The organism is Exiguobacterium sp. s101 (assembly GCF_018617835.1).
Taxonomy (GTDB): Bacteria; Bacillota; Bacilli; order Exiguobacteriales; family Exiguobacteriaceae; genus Exiguobacterium; species Exiguobacterium marinum.
Genome location: NZ_JACSKX010000020.1, coordinates 1 through 23,705, shown reverse-complemented (window position 1 = coordinate 23,705; position 23,705 = coordinate 1). Strand labels below are relative to the sequence as shown.

Below are 23,705 nucleotides of genomic sequence, written 5' to 3'. Positions count from 1 at the left end.
AACCGGCGACACCCGCCTCCTACAAGCCCCTGTTCCCGTTCCTCGCCGAGGCGGACAGCCTCGCGCTCGCGAACGCGAAGCTGAACCTCGACACCGCGTTCGCGAAGTTCTTCGCCGGGACGGGCGGCTTCCCGACCTTCAAATCGAGACGACGGTCGCGCGCCTCCTACACGACGAACAACCAGCATGGCACGATCCGCATCGAGGCGGGCAAGGTCCGACTGCCGAAGGTCGGGTTCGTGCGGTTCACACAACATCGTCCGTTCGAGGGCGTCATCCGGTCGGCGACGGTGTCGATGACCAGGACGGGCAAGTTCTTCGTCGCGCTCCTCGTCGATCAGGACGACGAACCATGGATTCCAGCCGAGAACAAGGTCGGAATCGATCTCGGTTTGAAACACTTCGCCGTCATGACGAATGACGAGATGGTTTCTGAGAAGATTGGAAACCCTCGCTTTCTTTGCCAATCCGAAGCGAAGGTCAAGAAGTCGCAGCGCGCGTTGTCACGAAAGAAGATCGGAAGCAAGAATCGTGAAAAAGCTAAGCTGATCTTAGCCAAGAAACACGAGAAAATCGCCAATCAACGCAAGGACTTCCTTCACAAGCTGTCGAGACGGATTGTTGACGAGAACCAAGTCATCGTCGTGGAGACATTGAAGTCGAAGGATATGATGAAGGATCACAAGGTAGCGAAGTCCATCGGGGATGTCAGCTGGTACGAGTTCGTCCGTCAACTCGAGTACAAGTCAAACTTCTACGGACGGACGCTCATCAAGGCAGACCCCTGGTACGCATCGACGCAGATCTGTTCTTCTTGTGGCGTCAAAGGCGAGAAGAAGACGATGGACGTCCGTGAATGGACGTGTGCCTGTGGCGCGCATCATGACCGTGACATCAACGCGAGCATCAACCTATTGATGTTGGCCGACTGACAACCTTTCAGGGCAGGGACTGCCCGACGAGCTTGGTAAACAACCGTGGCTAGTAAAAGTACGGTCTTCCCAAGAAGCTCCCACTTCAATTTGCGAAGCAAATAAGTGGCGAGTAGTTCACTACAGAAAAACCTCCCTAATCCACGTAGGAATCAGAGAGGTTACACTCATTATTTGACGTCAAGCCATTTGAAACTTGCATCGGCACCGAACGGGTGGCGGTACATGTTTTCGATGTTTGAGCGTTCTAAGTATGCCTCACCTTTTTGATAAATCGGAGCGATGGCATAGTCTTCTTCGAGAAGGATGCGTTCAGCTTCTTGCATTGATTCCCAACGCTTCATCTGATCAGCTTCTTTTTTCGCTGATTGAACCAACTGATCATACTCGTCGTTTGAGTACTCCATACGGTTAAATGGACCATCTGTGACCCACATGTCGAGGTATGTCATCGGATCCTGATAATCAGGACCCCAACCAGCGGCAGAGACATCATATTCGCCTTTTCCTTCGAGATCAAGGAAGTTTTTAAACGGTTGTTGTTTAATATTGAGTGTCAAACCAGGCAAGTTTTTCTCGAGCTCACCTTTGATGAATTCGTTGACTTTCTTGAACGCTTCCTCATCACGTGAGAGGAATTCGAGTTCAATCGTTTCGACTCCAAGTTCATGTAATCCTTTCTCCCAAGCCGCTTTTGCTTCATCCACGTTATAGCTGAGGAGATCTGGATGTTTCTCCCGGAAGTCAGACCCGTCTTCTGTGAACGTGAAGTCTTTCGCCACGATAAAATTCGCTGGTTCTGAACCATCCGTTAAGATAACATCCGTCACACTCTGCTTGTCGAACCCTTTCGCAAGTGCTTCACGAATGTTGACGTTTTGGAGATACTCATTTTTTTGATTGAAGCGAAGGAAGTTGATTCGAGCATCAGCACGTGTCTTGAATTCGTCGCTATCCTCAAATTGTGGAACGAACTCAGATGAAAGGAGCGTGTAGTCCGCTTCGCCTGACTCGAACAAATTGACACCTGTTGACACGTCTTTTACGACCTTGACGTTGATGGTATCCATCTTCACATTTTTTGCATCCCAATACTCTGGGTTTTTCTTATAGACCCAACCGGCATTGTCTTGCCACTCGCTCAAGACGTAAGGACCATTATAAAGCGTTTGGTCGACTGCCATCGCGAATTTTTCGCCTTGCTCTTCGACGAACTCTTGTTTTTGCGGCATATACGTAGGGAATCCGGTCAACCCTAAGAAATACGGAGCTGGCGCTTCTAATTGCACCTCAAGCGTCTTCTCGTCGACTGCTTTCGCACCGAGGTCGTCAAGTGATGCTTCGCCTGCAAGAATTTTGTTCGCATTTTTTAAGTCTTGAAGAATATACGCATACTCGGCACCTGTTTCAGGGTTGAGTGCACGCTTCCAAGAGTAGACAAAATCCTCAGCTGTAATGGGAGAACCGTCTGACCAGTTAGCGTCACGTAGTTTGAACGTGTATGTAAGACCATCCTCTGATACTTCCACATCTTCGGCAATCCCTGGTGTCGGTTGGTTGTTCTCGTCTAGACGATACAATCCTTCGAACACGTTGTTTGTCACGATGACCGATGTCGAGTCTGTTGTAAGTGTCGGATCGAGCTGCGGCAAGTCCGTCGCCGATACCATTGTGATTTCTTTTTTCGAATCGCTCGAAGATGAACTTTCTGAACTTGATGAGTCATCTCCTGTGCTACAAGCAGCCGTCGCCAATAATGCGACCCCCGATAACGCTAACCATTTTTTGTTACGCATTATACAACCTCCTGAAAATTCTGATAATTTAGAATATGTTGTAATTAAACTACATATGAGATAAATATGCAATGGAATTTTGCAAATTATTCGAAAATATAAACTTATTTAGAATGTCTATCCTTCAATCCTTTCAGGAAGTACAATAAACAAAACTCCGAATGATTATACAGTATATATGTATAGTTATTCGGAGGTTTAGAGTGATAGTGGAGGCGTTAACTTGAAACAAAATTCAGCCGGAATCGGCTTTTTCGGTCTTGCGGCAATGGTCGTCGGGACCATGATTGGTGGAGGTGCGTTTAACCTCCCTGGTGCCATGGCACAAGGGGCAGGGGTCGGACCAGTTTTAATTGGATGGGGGATTACGGGTGTCGGCATGATTATGCTCGCCTTTGTGTTTCAATTTTTAGCAAACACGCGGCCAGAGCTAGAAGGCGGAATTTACGCCTATGCCCGTGAAGGTTTCGGGAAGTTTGTTGGATTCAACAGCGGATGGGGGTACTGGATGTCGGCTTGGATTGGGACGGTAGCCAACATCACGTTGATTTTCAGTACATTAGCTTATTTTTTCCCTGTTTTCTCAGCAGAACACCGACTGTTTCGCTTGTTCATGAGTGTCATTCTGATTTGGGGCTTATTTTGGCTCATTTCACGTGGGATGCGTGAAGCGGCACTTCTCAATATCGTGACAACGATTGCGAAACTCGTCCCGATTATCTTGTTCATCGTGTTGATCCTATTCGCGTTTAAAATAGATACGTTCCAAGTCGATTTTTGGGGAGAAACAGGGTTTGTTTGGGCGGATGTGTTTCCACAAGTGAAGTCGACGATGCTCGTCACACTCTGGGCATTTGTCGGTATCGAGGGAGCGGTCGTATTGTCATCGCGCGCACGTCACAAAAAAGATGTCGGTCGTGCGACGGTGATCGGTTTGATTGGAACGTTGTTGATTTATATGATGATTTCAATCTTCTCCTTTGGCGTCATGACACAAGAGCAACTTGCGGCATTACCAGAACCTTCAATGGCATACGTGTTAGAGGCCGTTGTCGGACCGTTTGGCGCTACGCTAATCAACATCGGACTACTCGTTTCGTTGACAGGTGCGTTACTCGGGTGGACGATTTTGGCGACTGAAATTTCTTATGTCGCGAGCAGAGATCGTGTTTTTCCGAAAGTGTTTAATCGATTGAATAAAAATGATACACCGGTGAACGCATTGTTCATCACCCAAGTATTCACCCAAGTGGTCACAGTCATCGCGTTGTTCTCGGAACAGACGTATCTCGTCTTGTCGAGTATCGCCGGTATCGCGGCGCTTGTCCCATATTTATTTTCAGCACTTTTTGGGTGGATCGAGGCGAAGCGGACGACATCATTGCGGATGATGATGATTTCCGGTATCGCTTCGTTGTATGCGGCTTGGTTACTCTATGCATCAGGTTCGGAATATGTCTTGATTGCGATGATTCTTTATGCGCCTGGCATCTTCGTCTTTCTTTTGGCAGAACGGGAACAAGGACGACCGTTCTTGACCCGTACCCAGTCGATAATTGCCTTGATTATTCTATTATGTGCGACCTATGGCATTTATGGGCTTTGGACAGCCACAATCGCTCTATAAGAAAACTCACCGGCGCCTCAAGCGTCCGGTGAGTTTTTTGATGATCGGATTAATTGTTCGATTGCACTTGGAGAAGCAGGTCTGGCGTATAGGTAGCCCTGGAAAGAATCACAATCCGTCGACTTTAAGTGCGCCAACATCTCTTTATCTTCGACCCCTTCCGCGACGACATGGAGATTTAAGCTTTTCCCGAGATGAACAATGACGTCGAGGAGATGAGATTTGGACGTCATCCAATCATCAAGAAAGACTTTATCGATTTTGAGTTCATCTACCGGGAAAGATTTCAAGTATTGTAAAGAAGAGAAACCGGTGCCGAAATCATCAATCGACAGTCGATAGTTCAAACGCTTGATTTGCTCCATACGTTCGATGATTTCATCAGTTTGTTGCATGACTAGACTTTCTGTAATTTCTAAGATGACATCTGCCGGGTCGAGTTGGAATTGTTGCTTGATATTTCGAAGCGTATTCAAGAAACTTTCGCTTCGGAACTGGTTTGGCGAAATATTAATCGCCATCGAGAGTGATTGATTGAACTCATCTTTCCACTCCTTCAATTGTTTCGTCGCCTCTAAGATGACCCAGTTGTTGATTGGGACGATAAGTGCCATCTCTTCAGCAAGTGGGATGAACTCAGAAGGTGGGATTTGTCCTAGTTCATCATGATGCCAACGAAGGAGTGCTTCGAACCCAATGAGTCGATCTGTGGCTAATTCGTATTTTGGCTGATATTCGAGATAAAAATGCTTTTCGTCAAGTGCCCGATACATCGCCTTTTCAATATGGATTTGTCGCGAGAATGCGGCATCCATATCCTTTGTCACAAATTGAATCGTACCGACCCCGATTTGTTTTCCTTTGAAAAGGGCACTCTCAGCACGTGTATACAGTTCCTCGAGCGAACTTGTCGAAGATGGATAAAATACACATCCGACTGAAATCGATACCATGATGGAGTGATGGTAAATACGAAACGGTCGTTGCAGTTCGTGTTGCAGATGCCGTAATACTTGGAACACTTCTTCTTTCGACTCCTCGAAGAACATGACACCGAACAGTCCACCTGTTGGATGGAACAATAAAGCAGACTCTGGAATGAGGTGCAGTGCGCGCTCTTTGATTTGGATGAGGAGTTCATTTCCGACACGAGACCCGAATGACTCGTTAATGATTTTGAAACGGTCGATATCGAACAAAGCGATGTGAATCAGGCCTTCACGCTCATCGGTTTGTTGAAGAATCGAGTCATATCGACGTAAGAAGCCTTTTTTATTATAGAGTCCGGTCAATTCATTTTGATAGGCGAGAAACTCGACTTCTTTTTCAAGACGTTTTTTCTCAGAGACATCAAAACCAAAAGCTGTGTACTGAATCACATCTTTCTTCTCACTGATGATCGGTACGACGGTCAAATTGAGCCAACACGGTTCTTGTTCATGTTCCTTACAGGAAATAGCAAGTTCTCCGTTCCATATTTGATTTGTGGCCAAAGATGTTAAGACATCACGTGAAATCCCATTTCGGTCACTTGAATCATGAATGAGCTCGAACCAGCTATGGCCGATGAGTTGTTGTTCCGTCACATCGAGCAAACGACATAACAAAGGGTTCGCGTCGACGATTTCACCTTTCGCGTTCGTCGCCAAGTAATGGGTGGACTGCTTAATCATTTCTTGAAAGTGATGAAGTAAATTGAATTGTTCGGTGCTGATGAGTGGTCCGAATCCTTTCGGAAGAAAGGCCAAGAAATAGCCGTAAATCTCTTCGAGTGAAAAGGACTGTAAGTATGCGGTCGCATAGATGACCGATCCATCTTTATGTTGAAATGGTGTCATCGCCGTCGTCGTGAACGGATATTGAAGGAGGAGCGGTGTCCATGTTTCCAGCGCATGGTCAAGTTGCTGGACGACCGGCAGTGGCTGATGGAGGACTTCTTCACGTTCCCACCCGAATAACACTTCGGCATGCTCGTTCCATAATAGAACCGTACCATCTTGAGAAATATAACAAAAAGGCACAGAAAAAGCATCGATGAATTGATCAACCGATAAATCACGCAATGAAGCCACATCATTTCCCCCAATCTGTCATGCTAAATGTATATTCTAATGTAAGTGTACCTGATTTTGCCAATTCAAGGAATGCTTAAGTTCGTCATTGTCAAAAGAAAGAGGGGCATCATATACTGAAGGAGTAAGATAGTTTTGAATAAGGGGGAAGCAATATGACAAAGACACATGATGTGATTGAGATGACAGAAAAGTTCGGGGCACACAACTATCATCCACTACCGATTGTTATTTCGGAGGCGAAAGGGATTTGGGTAACCGATCCTGAGGGGAATCGCTACATGGATATGTTAAGTGCATACTCTGCCGTTAACCAAGGTCACTGCCATCCGAAGATCATTCAAGCGCTCAAGGATCAAGCAGATAAGATCACGTTGACGTCACGTGCCTTTTATAACGATCAACTGGGACGTTTTTATGACAAAGTGGTAGCGCTTACAAATAAGCAAATGGTGTTACCGATGAATACGGGAGCAGAAGCGGTCGAAACAGCCGTGAAGACGGCTCGGCGCTGGGCGTACGATGTGAAGGGAATCCCGGGAGAAGCTGAAATCATCGTCTGTACAGGAAACTTCCACGGACGGACGATGGCTGCTGTGTCGATGTCGACAGAAGCAGAGTATCAGCGTGGGTTCGGACCGTTACTACCGGGATTCAAAGTCGTACCATACGGTGATATCGAGGCGTTCGAGGCAGCAATCACAGAGAATACGGCGGCGTTTATCGTAGAACCGATTCAAGGTGAAGCCGGAATCATCATTCCGCCGAAAGGGTATTTGAAGCGTGCATCAGAGCTGTGTAAACAACATAACGTTCTCTTCGTCGCAGATGAGATTCAGTCGGGGCTCGGACGTTCCGGGAAATGGTTTGCCATCGAGTGGGAAGGTGTAACACCGGATATGTATATTCTCGGAAAAGCTCTTGGAGGAGGCGTCTTTCCAATCTCGTGTGTGGCGGCTGACAAAGAAGTCCTTTCAGTATTCAATCCAGGCTCACACGGCTCCACTTTTGGTGGAAACCCCCTCGCGTCAGCTGTCTCTGTCGCAGCTCTTGAAGTATTGGAAGAAGAAAAACTCCCAGAGCGTTCGTTGGAGTTGGGAACGTATTTCATGGATCGTTTAAAGTCAATCGACAATCCGATGATTCGCGACGTTCGCGGACGCGGGCTATTCATCGGTATTGAATTGACAGAGTCAGCTCGTCCTTACTGCGAGGCACTGAAAGAACGTGGTCTTCTCTGTAAAGAAACGCATGAAACAGTGATTCGGTTGGCACCACCTCTCGTCATCACAAAAGAAGAATTGGATCAAGCATTTGAAGCAATTGAAGCCGTACTTGCTCCGGCAGCTATTTCGTAAAAAGCGACAGCTTGGTATAATAGTTTAAGATGAATCGACACCTGCAGCGCAGGTGTCTTTTTCGTGGAGGAGGAATCAGATGCTGTACATATACGTTGGGTTAGCAGGTGCAGTTGGAGCTTTGGCACGGTACGGACTTGGATTATTAGTCGATTCATTCGAAACGAGCCCGTTTCCCGTCGCGACACTGTTCATCAATTTAATTGGAAGCTTTCTATTGGGATGGCTGACGCATCGATTTCTTCAAGCGGGAAAACCTTCTCCTCAAATCGTCACGATTGTCGGAACCGGAATGATTGGGTCATTTACAACGTTTTCCACGTTTAGTGTAGAGACGATTCAATTAGTTGAAAATGATCATGCACTTCTCGCTGTTGCATACGTGTTCCTCAGCATCACACTCGGTTTATGGAGTTCTTGGTTTGGCTATCGCATCGGAACAAAAACGTCGACAAGAGGTGAAGTCTTATGACTATTCTCTGGATTGCAAGTGGCGCTTTCATCGGTGCGATTCTCCGCTTCACAATCGGTCAGGTCATGAAAAAGTGGACTGATTCAACTTTTCCGTGGGCGACGTTGTTCGTCAATGTAACAGGTTCGTTTGGTCTCGGATACTTGTACGCGCATACCGCTCAACAATCGCTCATCCTCTTTTTAGGTATCGGATTTTTTGGTTCGTTTACGACTTTCTCGACTTTAAAACTGGAATTGATGCGGTTTGTGACGAGAGATTGGATTCGATTCGGACTCTATTTACTCACGACTTATTTGTTTGGATTAGTAGCGGCATATATCGGATGGTCAATATAAAACAACGCCCCTTCCATTTCGAAGGGGCGTTGTTTTATTCTGCGAGTTGAAGCTTCTCTGTACATGAAGCACAAGTCGTTTCGTATGACTCGCACTGTTCGTCCATATGGTTCCCGCATTCTTGGCATGTCTTATCCGGTAATTTTTGATAAAACTCGACAGATGATTCGAGTCGGCTCGCCCATTCATTCATATGAAAATGCCTCCTTCGGTAAATTGTCTGACAGTTTTGGTTGTTATTACGATTGTATTATAACAGAAGTGTATAAGTCAACTATAATATATAACAGATATATTGACGAATTTTTGCTACACTATACACATCAAAAGACGAGGTGAAAAAAATGAAAGTGCCACAGTGTGAAACGATTGGAATTCAATCAGAGGACGTTCCTACGCTACAATCCGCCTTGGCGCAATTAGACGCGCCACGAGTCAGTCGATTGTTTAAAGCGTTCGCCGATCCGACCCGTCTAAAAGTGCTATATGTGTTGACGCTCGAACACGAACTTTGTGTATGCGATGTGGCGGCCGTTATCTGTCATTCAAACGCGACCGCATCTCACCATTTACGGACGTTACTGGAACAAGGATTGGTGAAGTATCGTAAAGAAGGGAAAGTCGTTTATTATTCATTAGATGATGAGCACGTGCGACAGCTTGTTGAAATTGCATTGGCACACAGTGAAGAACAAAAAAACGTTTAAATTCGATGACCGATCCCATATGTACAGGGTCGGTCATTTTGCCTATTGTCATTGAATTCGATTCACGATACGATATATTCAAATGAACGTTTGAATGTTAGGGGGAGAATGATGGGAAAACGAGACGTGTTACCCGTGTCTGGAATCACCTGCACAAATTGTGCAGCCAAAATCGAGCGAGATGTCACGAAGCATGAAGAAGTGGCATCTTGCCAAATTGACTTCGCGACAAGTCGAATGGTGATTGAATGGATAGATCCTTCAGAGCGTGACGTGATACTCCAGTCGATCGAGCAGACGATGGAGCGGATTGAACCGGGGGCTAAATTTGTAAGAGCAGAGGACGATCAAACTGAAAAACGTGATGTTACGCTCTGGCGCTTCCTCGCAGCTACTTTTATCTTTTCACTTGCTCTTTGGACCGATTCGATTCCGGGGTATATTGTGGCCTATGGATTGGCCGGATATGATGTGGTATACGGTGCATTTCGAAATATATGGCATCGAGAGTGGTTTGACGAAAAATTCCTCATGACGATTGCGACGATTGGGGCATTTGCGATTGCTGAATATCCAGAAGCTGTTGCCGTCATGTTGTTTTATCAACTTGGAGAATATGTGCAAGGACGGGCGGTGCGGGCATCTCGAAAATCGATTCAGTCTTTATTGAATATGAGACCGACCCTTGCCCGTGTGTTAGAAAACGAGGAAGAGGTTGAACGATTGCCAGAGGACGTTTCAGTTGGATCGTATCTTGTCATCCGTGCGGGTGAATTGGTACCGATGGATGGCATCGTTGTAACAGGTGCGAGCTCGATGGATACAGCTTCTCTAACTGGAGAATCTGTACCACGCCAAGTGGATGCAGGAGAAGAAGTATTGGCCGGGATGGTCAATATAGAGGGGCGTCTCATTGTTCAAACGACCAAATTAGCAGCAGAATCAAGTCTTCAAAAGATGATTGTGCTTGTGGAAGAGGCCAATGGGAAGAAAGCGAAAACAGAACAGATGATCACGCGACTGGCGAAAGTGTACACACCGTTCGTGGTTGTTATGGCCGCGCTCGTGGCCTTTGTTCCTCCGTTTTTTGTGGGGAACTTGGAAGAATGGGTTTATCGTGCACTCATCTTCCTCGTGATTAGTTGTCCATGCGCACTCGTGATTTCAATTCCACTCGGCTATTTTGGTGGAATCGGAGCGGGTTCCAAACGAGGCATTCTCGTGAAAGGTGGCGAGTATTTAGATACGTTAACAGAAGTGGATACGGTAGTCTTCGATAAAACAGGGACGTTGACGACTGGACGATTTGAAGTAACAGACGTGGTGACGGCAGGCGGTGTCAGTGCGGAAGAACTGTTATATCTTGCTGCCCGTGTCGAAGTAGCGTCCAATCATCCGCTCGCGCAAGCCATCGTTCAGCGTGTCGGAGAGGTTCAAGCTTTCGAATCGATTCAAGAAGAACCTGGATATGGTCTCCATGCCTGTGATGGAGAGGATCACATTTATGTCGGAAGTGCACGGTACATGAAGAGATTAGGACGAACCATTGATGATTCGTCCGTCAGTACGAGTGTGCATGTTATGAAGAATGATCGGTGGCTTGGACGAGTTGAATTGATGGATACGGTGAAAGAAGATGCGTTCGAGGCAATCCAAGCACTAAAAGAAGCAGGATATCGAACGGTTATGTTGTCAGGAGATCGCCGTGAGGTCGCAAAAAAAATCGGGGATCAACTTGGACTTGATGAAGTGCAAGGTGAATTGCTTCCACATGAGAAAGTTGAAGCGGTAGAGCGGATGACAGCTACCCGTAAAGTTGCATTTGTTGGAGACGGAATGAATGACGCGGCTGCCTTAGCTCGTGCAGATGTCGGTCTTGTCATGGGCGGTGTCGGAAGTGATACGGCGGTAACGGCGGCAGATGTCGTCTTGATGCATGACGCTCCAACCGATGTCGTTCAGGCTATTCGGTTAGGCAAACGGACAAAACGCGTCGTCTGGCAGAACATCTTCTTTGCCTTCGGAACAAAAGCACTTGTATTGCTTTTAGGATTGTTCGGCATCGCGACGATGTGGGAAGCAGTGTTCGCTGACGTTGGGGTAGCGCTTCTTGCCATCGCAAATGCGACAAGGTTACTTCGTATGACGAAATAAATCAAAGAAGTGTCTCAGGTATGATCACCTGGGACACTTCTTTTTTCATTCTATTGTTTCGTGCTGAGGTTTGATACGGAACAATAAGAAGCTGAGGATGGCAATTATAGCGATAAGCAAAAAAGTGATGGTGAAAAGTATTTGGGTCAAGAAAGATATCTGATTCTTTGCAGAAAGAAGTTCTTGATGAATATCTTTGTATTGCATTTGCTTTAACGAACGCAAATCTTCCAAGATAGTCTGTCGTTGCTCGGTCATTGTTTCTGCGACTGCTGTAGCTTTTGTTAGGTCGCCATCTTCATAGATGTCGAGTACACGATCAGCTTCTGTTACCCAAATGGCATCCCTTTCAAGTAGATCGAGGACGGAACTCGGTGTATTGGGGTCGGCGACGACGGACTGTTTTAGCGTTTTTGCTTGACGGGACATGCTATAGTACATTTCTAAAAAGTGTCGGTCGTCATATGCAAGTAAACCACGGATGGCATTTGCCCGCTCGATGTTATAATACATGATGTCTTCAATCACTTCATACGAGTCGAGTTGTTCACCTTGTATGATTTCTAAACGGTCATTTGTTCCTTTTAATTGAAAAATAAAAATACCAATAATCGAGATGGATAAAATGCATAAGCTAACCCATAATAAAATCCACTTTCGTTGTGACATCGTGACACTCCTTTCTACTCAATCGTACATGATTTTATAAATGTCGACAGAAATTATTCTTTGAAAAAAGGAAAAAACGAGAAAACGTATAATCAATTAGTGTAGTGTCTTTTAATGAAAAATGAAAAAGGACAATCAGATGCATAAGGAGAGTCAATATGCCAGAGAACTCATCGTTACAAAAGCTGTACCAGGTGTTACAAGACAATCGTCAGGATCTTACTTATGAGGTTCCAAGTCTATGGAATCGCATGCGTTTCACTTCTGAACCAGTTCGCGACGGTGTCGAGCGTGTCAATCCGTATGATTTTTTGGTTGAAACGATTGAAAAAACGATTTTTCCGTATGCGATTGAAAGCCGGGATTACCAAACGTCCATTGCGCTTGCAGACGGACATTTGCAAACAGGAGGTGATTGGATCAAGCGTGCCTCTGTCTATTCGATGCAAGTTCGTACATCGACCTCCTGGGATCATGATGGATCGGGCTATGTGGAGATGGAGAACTCGTTCGGAATGAAGGACACTGGCACTTTCGTCAAAACGCTTGCGTTGATTCCTCACCTCCTTTATATGGGGATCGATACATTGTTTCTCTTACCGATTTCTCAACATAGTCATAAGAATAAAAAAGGAGAATTTGGTTCTCCTTATGCCGTTCAAAATTTCTTTGCCATCGATGAAGAGTTGAAAGAAACGCTGACTGGAGATGCAATGACAGTCGAAGAAGAATTTGCGGCATTTGTGGAGGCTTGTCACATGGTAGGGATTCGCGTCGTCATCGATGTCATCCCTCGTACATGTGCCCGAGATAACCGTCTCATTCTTGAAAACCCAGAATGGTTTTATTGGATTCCATTGACGGAAGTCGATTATTATCATCCTCCTTATGTGCCCGGGATTGGGGAGAACGTAAAACCGGAATTTGCCTTTTTGCCGATGGTGTATAACTCGGAGGATGTATGGCAACACTTAAGACGATTCTCGATGGCACCGAATTTGATTGATGCTGAGAAATGGGGACGTGTCCGTGGCTTTTTGCTTGAGCACCCGGAAGAAAATGTGTTAGCAACGATTGAGCGAGAGTTCGGTTTGACAACAGCGCCTGCTTTCTCTGACTGTATTAATGATCCACAACCACCATGGTCGGATGTGACATATTTCCGTCTCTTCTTAGATCATCCACTTGCAGCAGCACCTTATGTCAATGAGGCGAATGTTGCTCCTTATATTTTGTTTGATTCAATCAAGTCGAATCAATTCCGAGGAAATGAGATTAACGAGCCTCTCTGGGAGATGCTCGCTGATATTATCCCGCATTATCAGCGTGAATTTGGCATTGATGGGGCGCGTATTGATATGGGGCACGCTCTTCCTGTCGACTTAGCGCAGGCGATTTTGTCAACACCACGTTCTATCGATTCAAACTTTAGTTTTATCGCCGAAGAGTTGATTGAGTCGGGTGCTTGGACTGCCAAAGATGCCGGTTATAACATGATTATCGGATATGGATTTTATAAAGAACCTAGGTTCCAAACGCACGAAACACATCAATTTCTATACGATTCACGCTTTTTACCGCTTCCAGTATTTGCGGCAGGTGAAACGGCGGATACTCGTCGTCTTGCTACGCGGGAAGGCGGACGACAAGCGAGCAGATTATTGTCGGTGTTAAATGGGTTTATGCCGAATGGGGTACCGATGACAAACTCAGGGTTAGAATTATATGAAACACAGCCGATGAACACCGGACTAGATTGTCGTCCTGAAGAAGCGTACCAACTGTTCCCGACGGACCCTTATTTCGGCAAACTCGCCTTTTTTGATGCATATCAGTTCCATTGGGATCACCCAGAACGGGATGAGATGATTGAAGTCATGCACCAAGTTGCTGAAATTCGTCGACGGTGGTTAGACGTACTAGTGGATCCAAACCATTTTGAGCCACTAAATTTGGATGAGCCATTCGCGCCGTTTGTCGGGTTTGCCTGGCTACGTCCGGAGACGAATGATACATTGTTGGTTATAGCGAATACGAACATGAATAACTCATTGCAAGGAACTGTCGCTCTTGATGGAGTACGGCGCCGAAATTGGAACGCGAGTCGTTTTGCGGAGATGATTTATTCACCATACTCATGGCCGTATGCTGAGTATGCGTTTGATGAACAATGGAACCTTTGGATTGACCTGAAGCCAGGTGAGGTCAAAGTGTATGAAATGAAGTAAAAAAGCGCCTTGAACCGAATAGGGTTCAAGGCGTTGTATGTTTCATATAGTAAATGACAAACTCATCAAGTGGCATCGGTTTTGCATAGCGGTAACCTTGCATGGAATCACATCCGACTTTACGAAGAAAGGTTTCCTGATACTCGGTTTCGACGCCTTCGGCAACAAGCGCCATACCGAGTTGTCGTGCCATTGCGACGATTGTCGTCGTGACCATTTGATATTCGCGGTTCTCTTCGAGTTGCATCGTGAATTCACGAGGGATTTTCAGTTCATCGATTGGATATCGTACGAGATAAGCGAGTGAACTGTAACCTGTTCCGAAATCATCAATGGATAGTTTGATACCGAGCGCTTTTAACTCTAAAATCCGATTTAACACACGATCCGAGTGGTGGGCGGCGACGGTTTCTGTCAATTCGAAATTGAGGCGTGACGGTTCAATCGGGAAACGTTCGAATAGCGTATTCAAATAATCAATCAAATGTTCATCGAATAACTGTCGAACTGACAAGTTGACCGAGAGCTTCGGTAAATGAATATCGCCTTGTTCAAACACATGAATTAACTGGAACGTCTCATGAATCATCCACCGACCTAAATCGTGAATATGTCCTGTTTCTTCGGCAATAGGAATGAATTGACTTGGCGGAATGAATGTTCCGTTATGTTGCCAGCGCATGAGTGCTTCCGCTCCGATGACCGCTTTCGTCGAGGCATCGACTTGAGGTTGAAGGAAGAGAGAAATTTCTCCTTTTTCAAGTGCGGTATCGAGACCTTCCATTAACACTTTCCGTTCTTCTTTGTCTTCTCGTAACTCAGGTTCAAACATGACGGTTTCGTCACGTCCTTTATCCTTCGCACGATACATCGCGAGATCCGCGTTTGAGAGTAAGTGCTTCAATTTTCCCCCATGTTCAGGAAAACGTACGATTCCAATCGAAGCATGTACTTCAACGAGTGTTCCGGCCATGTAATAAGGGGGGCGGTAGACGAGTCGCCGTAAACGTTCCGTCAACATTTCGTGGTCACCGTGTTCTGCGACGACAATGAACTCATCACCTCCGAGGCGTCCGGCGTACTCATTTGGAAGAAGTGCGGTTCGTAACCGCTTCCCGATGTGTTGCAGAAGTTCGTCTCCCATGTGATGACCGAATTGGTCGTTGATTTCTTTAAAGCCATCTAAGTCAGAGAACATGAGCGTGAACGTACGACCTTCCTCGATTAAACGCTCGATTTGTTCTTGTAGCGCGTAACGATTATGAAGACCAGTCAAACTATCGAACTTGGCTTGATACAGAATTTGCTCTTGCTGCTCGATCATCTGGGTGATGTCTTTTGCAATCGCATAAATGCCCTCGACTTCTCCATCGATAATCATCGGGACGTTGACGAGTTGCCAGACACGTGTCTCGCCTATGTCGGTCATCACCCGCACATCAGTCGTTCGTGGTCGACCATTCACCAACTCTTGAAGAATGGCTACATATGGGGGCCGATCTGTCGATTCGATGATATCGAGGATGTTCGACCCGAGTAATTTATCTGTCGACAATCCTAAAATCGAGCTACCGGCCTCATTGACAGACAATACTTCTCCGTGTAAATCGAATAAAAAAATTGGTTCTGAGTGGTAGGCAAAGAGCGAACGGTATTGTTGCTCGCGAATCTCGAGTTCATGCGCTTTTGTAGACACGGCGACTTCTAAATCTGTATTGACCGTATGTAGACGATAACTGATCAGTGCGTTTTGTTTTGAGACGACAAATTGGCGAATCAGTAGTAAAAGCACGACATTTGCAATCATCGAGTCTAGTACAGACGTTCCAAGAAGGCGATCGGATGAGAGTAAAAACATCATCACGACTACGCTGTATAATACATAATCTAAAATTGAATCATACGCGAGTGCATCTTCCGACAGATTATCGACCCAGTAACTGATGGAGATCATGAGTATGCTGCTTATTTGAACTAGGTGAACTAGCTCGTGTGTAATCCCTGAAAACAAAAATAGTGCGTTTGTAATTGAGGCGGTTGTGAAACCTAGAATTCCGACGAGTAAAAGAATTCGGAATTGTTGACCGGTTGAAACGACTCGATTCAAGTAAAGGAATCCGAGCATCATGTAAAGGCTGATGAGTAACATCTGTTCTTCAAAGCCACTCAGATGAGAAACGAGCGAGACTTCTCGTGTGGAATAGAACCAAATATGTAGTCCACCAATCACGAGAAAGCTAAACAAGGCAAATAAATCGAACGTTCGTAGTTTCAATGTCCGAACCTCAATCGATTGAGTGATGACGATCAAAGACATAATCAAATAAAAGAAATTCTGTAAAAACAATAACGATTGTGTATTTGCGCTAGGTGAATAGTGGTGCATCAGTAAGTAAAGCACAAAACATACATTTCCGGCACTAATCAGAACATGAATAAAGCGGCGCATCCCTCTATGCTTAAGAATAGCCACTCCACTAAATAGAATCGCTGCTCCTAGGATGACGAGATAATAGATAAGTAACGTGATGTGTAGCAGGTCATGCGGGGTTAAAAATAATAATAAAAGTCCGGTAGAAAAAGTCCCGATGAGAACCGCCGGAACGTATTGGCGCAACGAATAAAATGACAACTCATGCACCTCCTCCTGTTTTTAAATAGGGCTCTTATCTATTATCGGAATAGATGATTGAAAATTACACAAAAAATCGACAACAAAAATAGATTGTTGTCGATTTTTATGAATTTAGAGCGTATATGAATGTTCTTTGAAGTTTCCAACGATCGAATCGATTTCGGACACTGTTACAAACGCCTCAGAATCAATTTCAGAAACGATTTGACGTAGTCGTGGAATTTCATTGTTTTGGACGACGACATATAGCATTTTTTTAGAGTCGTTTGAATATCCGCCTGTTGCATCCATAATTGTGACCCCGCGTTTTAAGTTCTGCTTGATGACCAAATTAATTTCTTCTGCTTTTCGGCAAATGATAAAACATTGTTTCTGTGCGGAGAAGAACTTGTGAATCGTGAGCAACGTTCGTGATCTTACAAAACTTAGTACAAGAGCATACATAACGGCTTTTATATCAAAGACAATAAACACGAGAATGTAAACAATTAGGTCTTGTGTCAAAAAGATTTTAGGTAAAGATAAATTTCGATTATTCAGATAGATGACTTTCCCTAAAATATCAAGGCCACCCGTGGAAGCTCCTGCAAAGAGGAGAAGTGCGAGTCCGAGACCTGAGACGATTCCGCTGAACACCGAAGCGACGAGTGGGTCGTCAAGTGGGGTTGGCGGAATAAGGATTGGCAAGCTATCAATCAGAATCGAGGAGAGCACGACGACAATTCCTGTCATTAAAATGAAACGACGTCCTAAATATTTTAGTCCCAACAGGAAGAGGGGGATATTGAGCACGAGTTGAGTCATTCCAATTGGTGTTCCGAGCAGTTCGTTGAAAATCAATGTGATCCCGACGATTCCTCCCGAACCAATTTCGTTCGGTTTGAGCAGTAAACTGACAAACATAGACTGAAGGATTGTCCCGGCGATGATGAACAGTACCGTTTCGAGAGCAACCCGTTTTCGAGATTTTGCATACATAAATAATGGCTAGGCCTGACGCCTCCTTTAGCTAAGTCTCATGCTAGCGTACTGCTACTCCCACATCATTTCAAGTCACAATTCGTTATGGAATCGGTCAATATCACTTGCTAATTGTTCATGCACGTAATCAATCACCTGGGCATCATCAAAAAGTCCGAGCGGAACATCGTCTGGAATCGCATCGAACGGAGAGACAAAGTAAAGAATGGCCGCAATCAGTTCTTCCTGTTTGTCTGATTGCATTTCGAATTGATTGTTGTACAGCGCGCGCAACATATTCAGCATTTGTTTCATTTGGAAGTAGAGGGTGAGCTCTTCTTCACGCTCGATATTGCTGATTTCATTTGAGGCCACGTCAATCGTCACTTTTGCGAGTGCGCGTTCACCTTGAACGAGCAGGTCACCGAGTGATTCACGATCGTGGATGTCTTCCTTTGCTTGTTTTAAAAAGTGTGTGTATGTTGTTTTCCAATCTGCCATAGTGTATTCCTCCTTCATTCTTCATGTATTAATATGCCCGTTTTTGCGCATTGGTTGCAACTTTTCCTGAAATTTAAGAAAATAAAGATAATCGAAAAGGAGGAACGATACATATGTCTATGATTTCAATGCCGACAGAGGCAGATTTTTCTCGCTATGCAGAGCTAGCGGTAAAAAAAGGTGTGAACATTCAACCGGGGCAACAATTAGAAGTACGTGCTGATATTAGCCAAGCACCACTTGTACGCCATGTGGTGAAAGCTGCTTATGCGGCAGGAGCGAAACAAGTATTCGTCAACTGGAGCGATGAGGAGACTTCAAAGATTCGTTATTTTGATGCACCGGCTGATTCATTTAAAGAGTTTCCGGATTGGTTAAAGGCTCGTTTTGAGCAATTGGCTGAAGAAAAAACAGCCTTCTTGTCAATTGTAAGTGATGACCCGGATGCCTTGAACGGTGTCGAGTCGTCACGAATCTCCGACGCGAACCGTGCAGCAGGTCAAGCACTTGCGAAATGGCGTCAATATACGATGAGTGACAATGTTAGTTGGTCAATCGTCGCAGGTGCGTCAGAAGCGTGGGCACAAAAAGTATTTCCAGGACGTGAGGATGCAGTCGCTGCGCTATGGCAGGCCATCTTCGCAGCAACTCGAATGGATCAAGAAGATGTCGTCGCAGCATGGGACACACACGACCAATCTCTTCGAAGTCGCGCGAAGTTGTTGACAGAGAAAAAATATGCGAAACTACATTACAGCGCACCGGGGACGGAACTCACAATCGGCCTTCCGAAAAAGCACGTCTTCCTTGGCGGTGGCGGTCCAAACGCCGATGGCATCGACTTTATCGCGAACATGCCGACAGAAGAAGTGTTCACACTCGCAGATAAAGATTCTGTGGAAGGGCATGTGTCGAGTACGAAGCCACTCAGCTACAGCGGAAACTTGATTGACGAATTTACTCTTTGGTTTGAGGGTGGTAAAGTCATCAAGGCGGAAGCGAAAAAAGGGCAAGCGGCCCTTGATGAATTGTTAAATATGGATGAGGGAGCACGTCGCATCGGTGAAGTGGCACTTGTTCCTGATGATTCTCCAATCTCGAACTCTGGTCTTCTCTTCTATAACACGTTGTTCGATGAAAATGCATCGTGTCACTTGGCATTAGGTCGTGCATACTCGACATGCCTAGAAGGCGGTCCTTTGATGTCTCAAGATGAACTCGCAGAGAACGGCGCGAATGATTCGATGACACACGTTGACTTTATGATTGGGTCGGCGGAAATGAATATTGATGGGGAGCAAGAAGACGGCACGCGAGAAGCAATCATGCGTGACGGGAACTGGGTCATTTAAATGAAAGAGCGAATTCCAATTTCGGAATTCGCTCTTTTTCATGTGATGTCATATAAATAACGAAGAACGTTAGGCAAGCGACGGCGCCAAGCGGATTCGTGGTGAATTGCGTCCGGCTCGACCTCGTATCGGAAGGCGATGCCTTTTTGCGCGATGGCTTCAATCAGTTTCGCATTCGTGAACAGGTAGTCGCTTGGAGTGATTGACCCGCTCTCTTCGTTTGTACCGATATCCATATACAGTTTACAAGCGATTTTAGCTTGTTTCATTTCGCGAATCAAAGGATCAAGATTTGCCCATGCTGCAGTGGAGAGCGAGCCGACTCTGCGAATGGAAGGATAGGTCGCCATCATATAAAGAGAGATGACACCACCCATTGAACTCCCAATGACACCGATATCTTCCGGATTTGTCGCGTACTCTTTATCGATTCGTGGTTTTAACTCGTGCATGAGCCAGTCTGTATAAAGACGTCCTCGACCACCAAGTGTTGGACGTGTTTTCGCGAGTTCTGGACCGATACGACGATATAACATCTCATCCTCAGCGTATGAATACTCATCATAGCGATCTAACCAATTCGGGGTACTCGCGATGGCGACGACCATGAGGGGGAGACGTAGCGTGTCGATACATCGGTCGATTTCCCAACCTTCCCCGTATGTAGCCGTGTTTCCGGAAAATACATTTTGTCCGTCATGCATATACAGGACAGGAAGCGGGGTGCTAGCTTCGACCCAGTCCGGTCGAAACACACGGACAATCCGTTTTTGTCCGGTCGCTCTCTCCGTCGGAATCGATACAGTCAAGTGTTCAATCATTATTCGTCACCTCTTTCTATTTCGTATTTTGGGGAAAAATGAGTCAAAAAACAATCACCTCGTTTGACTACCTACCGTTCGTTAGGTAGAGTGTTGTGGAAGGAGAGTGAAAGTCATGAATACAAAAGACAAGATTATGCAATCCGCTCGGAGACGGTTTGCCCGTGAGGGATATGAAGGACTGTCGCTCGCAGCGGTTGCAGAAGATGTAGGAATCCGAAAGGCCTCGTTATATGCTCACATCGATGGGAAAGAGCAACTGTTTAAGCAAGTCGTGACGGATATGGCGAATCGGTACGAAGAAGCGTGGCAAAAAACATGCGATAACACCGTTGAACGACCACCTTTAGAACGGATTGACTCGATTGTTAGTACACTCACGTCATTCTTCAGCGATCACGAGACATGGATGTTGACGAAACGGATGTTGCTCGTACCACCTCCGGAATTTCGGGATTATATCGAGAAAGTCATTGGAAAGGTTGAAACGGAATTAAAACGTTTTGAAAAAGAACAATTCCGTCTAGCGATGGAGCGCAGGGATTTACCGGTCCAACCGCTTGAAGAGCTATATGCTGCCTACTATTGTTTTTTAGATGGCGCCTTGCTGTCTTTATTTATGTTTGAAGATGATCGGGAGATGAGGCAACAAGCCGCGTTCCGGATTTTCAAGAAAGGAGTGGGTTGGAATGAATAAGGAAAGCGTTGCTTGGATGTCACTCTTGTTTGCCGGATTGCTTGAAATCATTTGGGCTACGACGATGAAGTTATCAGAAGGATTCACAGTTCTCACTCCGACGCTATGGACGATTGCCCTCTTGATTGTCAGTTTCGGCTTATTGGCGAAAGCATTTCGAGTTCTTCCTGCAGGTACGGGCTATGCCGTCTTTACTGGAATTGGAGCAGTCGGAACGATTATTGTCGGCGCCCTTTTATTTGACGAGGCGCTTAGTGGATGGAAACTCTTACTTGTGACGACGTTGATCATCGGAATCATCGGTTTGAAACAAGTGACAGGAGGAGAAAAAGTATGAGTTGGATATTTTTGATTAGTGCAGGGATTGCTGAGATGACGGCCGTCTTCTTTATGGGGAAATCAAAAGGCTATCAAATTTTAAAATGGTCAATCTTGTCGATTTTATCGTTTGCGCTCAGTTTTTATTTGTTGTCGAAGTCACTTGAAGTCATTCCCCTTAGTTTGGCCTATTCCATCTGGGTCGGTATCGGGGCAGCGGGTGGTGTCATTTTAGGAATGCTCTATTTAGATGAATCGACAAGTCGTTGGCGAATCTTTTATTTGACGATGATTATCGGCAGTGTGGTCGGCTTAAAAGTTGTAGCGTAATGGATTAAAACAAGCTGAAAACGGGAATTGAATAGTTCAGATTATGAGATGAAAGAAAGGGGCGGAAAACGATGCATCTTGTTGAGTTGCAATCCGAACGTTTGCGATTTGAACCGTATACGATCTCCGATTTTTATTTTGTCAAATCGCTTCTCCAAGATCCTCGGGTGATGCGCTTCATCAGTCCGGACGGAAGACCGTATACAGATGAACAGACGATTGAATGGTTCGAACGTCAACTGGCCCGTTATGAAACTGGTCGACAAACAGGTCTATTGAAGCTCATGACGTTTGAAAACGATGAACCGATTGGTCATGCCGGTACGTTATTACATGAATTAGATGGCAAAATCGAATTAGAAGTCGGCTATTGGCTGTCACCTAAGCATTGGCATATGGGGTACGGACGAGAAGCGGCTGCGCGTTTGATGCAGTATGCTTTCACCGAAGGAGAAAAGGAAATCATTTCGCTCATTCATCCAGAAAACGTTCCATCTCAGCGTGTCGCCAAAGCGAATGGTCTTCACTGGGATCGAGACACGTTGTACAAGGACATGCTCGTATCTGTCTATGCTGGTGACTTGGAACGTCTTTGCCGACACATCAACCGTCAGCACATGTCGCGATAAAAAAATATAAAAAAGATAAAAAAGTAGTTGCCAACTCAATAGTTTCTTGATATATTAATAGTGTCCTTAAGAGAGGACACGACCTGATTCTGTAGCTCAGCTGGGAGAGCGCTACCTTGACAGGGTAGAGGTCGCTGGTTCGAGCCCAGTCAGAATCACTTGGGTGCCAAACCCGATGCGAAACCCATAGGAACGTGGGTTTCCGCTATGCCACTTCTTGCGAGAAGTGGCTTTTTTTGTGAATTGACAATGAACGAAAGCAATTGGTATATTCCTTTCAATACATAAGAGAGGGGGAATGTAAAATGGTGCTAACGGGAACCCTCGTCAATGCCGGATTAATCATCATCGGTGCATTGTTAGGTCTCTTATTTCACCGCATTCCAGAGCGTATGAAAGAAACAGTGACGACCGCGATTGGACTTGCAGTTATCTTACTTGGCATTCAAATGGGGATGAAAAGTGAAAACTTCTTGATTGTCATCGGGAGTCTTGTCGTCGGGTCTGCGCTCGGGGAATGGTGGAAATTAGATGAATTATTGAACGAAGTCGGTTATCGCCTTGAGCGGCGCCTTGGGAGTCAATCTAGTGTGGCAGAAGGATTCGTAACTGCAACGCTCATCTTTGTTATCGGAGCAATGGCCATCATTGGCGCGCTCGATAGTGGGTTACGCGGTGATCATGACGTCTTATATACAAAAGGATTGATTGATGGATTTACGGCCCTCGTGTTAAGTTCGACGCTCGGGATTGGCGTCATGTTCTCAGCTGTTCCTGTCTTGTTGTACCAAGGCGGAATTGCCCTTCTCGCTATTCAAATCATGAAGTTTATTCCAGAGTCACTCATGGATAGCTTCATTTTAGAAATGACAGCGACCGGTGGCGTGATGATTGTGGCAATCGGCTTGAACTTGGTAGGTATCACTAAAATTCGCGTGGCCAACTTATTGCCAGGAATTTTGGTGGTCGCGATGATTGTCTCCGCCATACATATACTGTAATCAAAAAAAGACTGAATCGGTGAACTGAACCGAAAAAGTTAGACACTAAATAGTTTCGTTAGGCGACCTTTAGAACCTGCGTCCGGTATTCCACCGGGCTCAGGTTTT

At 45.5% G+C, this 23,705-nt stretch carries 22 protein-coding genes and 1 tRNA gene; 15 read left to right on the top strand and 8 right to left on the bottom strand.

Annotation, left to right across the window (positions count from 1 at the left end; translation table 11 throughout):
- Positions 1-932, top strand: a 932-nt coding sequence (locus KNO76_RS13165; protein ID WP_214885881.1) for an RNA-guided endonuclease TnpB family protein, incomplete at its 5' end; no start/stop codon positions are given.
- A 170-nt stretch (positions 933-1,102) separates the two neighbouring features.
- On the opposite strand, the gene KNO76_RS13160 is transcribed toward KNO76_RS13165, so the two are convergent.
- The gene (locus KNO76_RS13160) at positions 1,103-2,728 is read right to left on the bottom strand and encodes a peptide ABC transporter substrate-binding protein (RefSeq protein WP_214885879.1); all 1,626 of its coding nucleotides are present in this window, start codon (positions 2,726-2,728) and stop codon (positions 1,103-1,105) included.
- Positions 2,729-2,951: 223 nt separating this feature from the next.
- On the opposite strand from KNO76_RS13160, the gene KNO76_RS13155 reads away from it, so the two are divergent.
- A complete protein-coding gene (locus KNO76_RS13155; protein WP_214885878.1) occupies positions 2,952-4,355 on the top strand; it encodes a basic amino acid/polyamine antiporter in 1,404 nt (467 codons plus the stop codon).
- Positions 4,356-4,372: 17 nt separating this feature from the next.
- On the opposite strand, the gene KNO76_RS13150 is transcribed toward KNO76_RS13155, so the two are convergent.
- The gene (locus KNO76_RS13150; RefSeq protein WP_214885877.1) at positions 4,373-6,427 is read right to left on the bottom strand and encodes a sensor domain-containing protein; all 2,055 of its coding nucleotides are present in this window, start codon (positions 6,425-6,427) and stop codon (positions 4,373-4,375) included.
- A gap of 155 nt (positions 6,428-6,582) precedes the next feature.
- On the opposite strand from KNO76_RS13150, the gene KNO76_RS13145 reads away from it, so the two are divergent.
- From KNO76_RS13145 to KNO76_RS13135, 3 genes are all read left to right on the top strand, one after another.
- Positions 6,583-7,785 carry an ornithine--oxo-acid transaminase gene (locus KNO76_RS13145; protein WP_214885876.1) on the top strand — a complete coding sequence of 401 codons (1,203 nt, stop codon included), beginning with the start codon at positions 6,583-6,585 and terminating at the stop codon, positions 7,783-7,785.
- A gap of 79 nt (positions 7,786-7,864) precedes the next feature.
- Positions 7,865-8,257 (top strand): fluoride efflux transporter CrcB, encoded by a 393-nt coding sequence (gene crcB, locus KNO76_RS13140; RefSeq protein WP_214885875.1) that lies wholly within the window; start codon positions 7,865-7,867, stop codon positions 8,255-8,257.
- Positions 8,254-8,595: a fluoride efflux transporter FluC gene (locus KNO76_RS13135; RefSeq protein ID WP_214885874.1), complete on the top strand. Its 342-nt coding sequence runs from the start codon at positions 8,254-8,256 to the stop codon at positions 8,593-8,595. Before crcB ends, KNO76_RS13135 begins: the two co-directional genes overlap by 4 nt.
- Before the next feature lie 34 nt (positions 8,596-8,629).
- On the opposite strand, the gene yhfH is transcribed toward KNO76_RS13135, so the two are convergent.
- Complete coding sequence (yhfH, locus tag KNO76_RS13130) at positions 8,630-8,788, bottom strand: protein YhfH (protein ID WP_074032998.1); 159 nt, start codon at positions 8,786-8,788, stop codon at positions 8,630-8,632.
- Positions 8,789-8,939: 151 nt separating this feature from the next.
- On the opposite strand from yhfH, the gene KNO76_RS13125 reads away from it, so the two are divergent.
- Together KNO76_RS13125 and KNO76_RS13120 are read left to right on the top strand one after the other, a co-directional pair.
- On the top strand, positions 8,940-9,302 hold the full coding sequence (locus KNO76_RS13125; RefSeq protein ID WP_214885873.1) for an ArsR/SmtB family transcription factor: 363 nt from the start codon (positions 8,940-8,942) through the stop codon (positions 9,300-9,302).
- A 111-nt stretch (positions 9,303-9,413) separates the two neighbouring features.
- Positions 9,414-11,456, top strand: coding sequence for a heavy metal translocating P-type ATPase (locus tag KNO76_RS13120; RefSeq protein WP_214885872.1), 2,043 nt, complete (start codon positions 9,414-9,416; stop codon positions 11,454-11,456).
- Between the two features lie 45 nt (positions 11,457-11,501).
- Here KNO76_RS13120 and KNO76_RS13115 read toward each other — a convergent pair whose 3' ends face one another.
- Positions 11,502-12,125, bottom strand: a complete 624-nt coding sequence (locus tag KNO76_RS13115; protein WP_214885871.1) for a hypothetical protein — start codon at positions 12,123-12,125, stop codon at positions 11,502-11,504.
- Between the two features lie 158 nt (positions 12,126-12,283).
- Here KNO76_RS13115 and KNO76_RS13110 point away from each other — a divergent pair, with 158 nt between their 5' ends.
- Positions 12,284-14,353, top strand: coding sequence for an alpha-amylase family protein (locus KNO76_RS13110; RefSeq protein WP_214885870.1), 2,070 nt, complete (start codon positions 12,284-12,286; stop codon positions 14,351-14,353).
- A 25-nt stretch (positions 14,354-14,378) separates the two neighbouring features.
- Here the strand turns inward: KNO76_RS13110 and KNO76_RS13105 are convergent, their stop codons facing one another.
- From KNO76_RS13105 to KNO76_RS13095, 3 genes are all read right to left on the bottom strand, one after another.
- Complete coding sequence (locus KNO76_RS13105) at positions 14,379-16,994, bottom strand: putative bifunctional diguanylate cyclase/phosphodiesterase (protein WP_353047891.1); 2,616 nt, start codon at positions 16,992-16,994, stop codon at positions 14,379-14,381.
- Positions 16,995-17,099: 105 nt separating this feature from the next.
- Positions 17,100-17,966 (bottom strand): YitT family protein, encoded by an 867-nt coding sequence (locus KNO76_RS13100; RefSeq protein WP_214885866.1) that lies wholly within the window; start codon positions 17,964-17,966, stop codon positions 17,100-17,102.
- 75 nt (positions 17,967-18,041) lie between these two features.
- Positions 18,042-18,449, bottom strand: a complete 408-nt coding sequence (locus KNO76_RS13095; RefSeq protein WP_214885864.1) for a YkvA family protein — start codon at positions 18,447-18,449, stop codon at positions 18,042-18,044.
- Between the two features lie 113 nt (positions 18,450-18,562).
- On the opposite strand from KNO76_RS13095, the gene KNO76_RS13090 reads away from it, so the two are divergent.
- Positions 18,563-19,801, top strand: a complete 1,239-nt coding sequence (locus tag KNO76_RS13090) for an aminopeptidase (RefSeq protein WP_214885863.1) — start codon at positions 18,563-18,565, stop codon at positions 19,799-19,801.
- A 38-nt stretch (positions 19,802-19,839) separates the two neighbouring features.
- On the opposite strand, the gene KNO76_RS13085 is transcribed toward KNO76_RS13090, so the two are convergent.
- Positions 19,840-20,622 (bottom strand): alpha/beta hydrolase, encoded by a 783-nt coding sequence (locus KNO76_RS13085; RefSeq protein WP_214885862.1) that lies wholly within the window; start codon positions 20,620-20,622, stop codon positions 19,840-19,842.
- A 115-nt stretch (positions 20,623-20,737) separates the two neighbouring features.
- On the opposite strand from KNO76_RS13085, the gene KNO76_RS13080 reads away from it, so the two are divergent.
- From KNO76_RS13080 to KNO76_RS13055, 6 genes are all read left to right on the top strand, one after another.
- Positions 20,738-21,319: a TetR/AcrR family transcriptional regulator gene (locus KNO76_RS13080; protein ID WP_214885861.1), complete on the top strand. Its 582-nt coding sequence runs from the start codon at positions 20,738-20,740 to the stop codon at positions 21,317-21,319.
- On the top strand, positions 21,312-21,656 hold the full coding sequence (locus KNO76_RS13075; protein ID WP_214885860.1) for a DMT family transporter: 345 nt from the start codon (positions 21,312-21,314) through the stop codon (positions 21,654-21,656). Before KNO76_RS13080 ends, KNO76_RS13075 begins: the two co-directional genes overlap by 8 nt.
- On the top strand, positions 21,653-21,967 hold the full coding sequence (locus tag KNO76_RS13070; RefSeq protein ID WP_026826826.1) for a DMT family transporter: 315 nt from the start codon (positions 21,653-21,655) through the stop codon (positions 21,965-21,967). The genes KNO76_RS13075 and KNO76_RS13070 overlap by 4 nt, the downstream gene beginning before the upstream one ends.
- Positions 21,968-22,038: 71 nt before the next feature.
- Entirely contained in the window at positions 22,039-22,596 is a 558-nt protein-coding gene (locus KNO76_RS13065; protein WP_084483617.1) for a GNAT family N-acetyltransferase, read from the top strand.
- 85 nt (positions 22,597-22,681) lie between these two features.
- Positions 22,682-22,754 (top strand) — tRNA-Val (locus KNO76_RS13060).
- A 147-nt stretch (positions 22,755-22,901) separates the two neighbouring features.
- On the top strand, positions 22,902-23,597 hold the full coding sequence (locus KNO76_RS13055; RefSeq protein ID WP_214885859.1) for a DUF554 domain-containing protein: 696 nt from the start codon (positions 22,902-22,904) through the stop codon (positions 23,595-23,597).
- Positions 23,598-23,705: the final 108 nt, after the last annotated feature.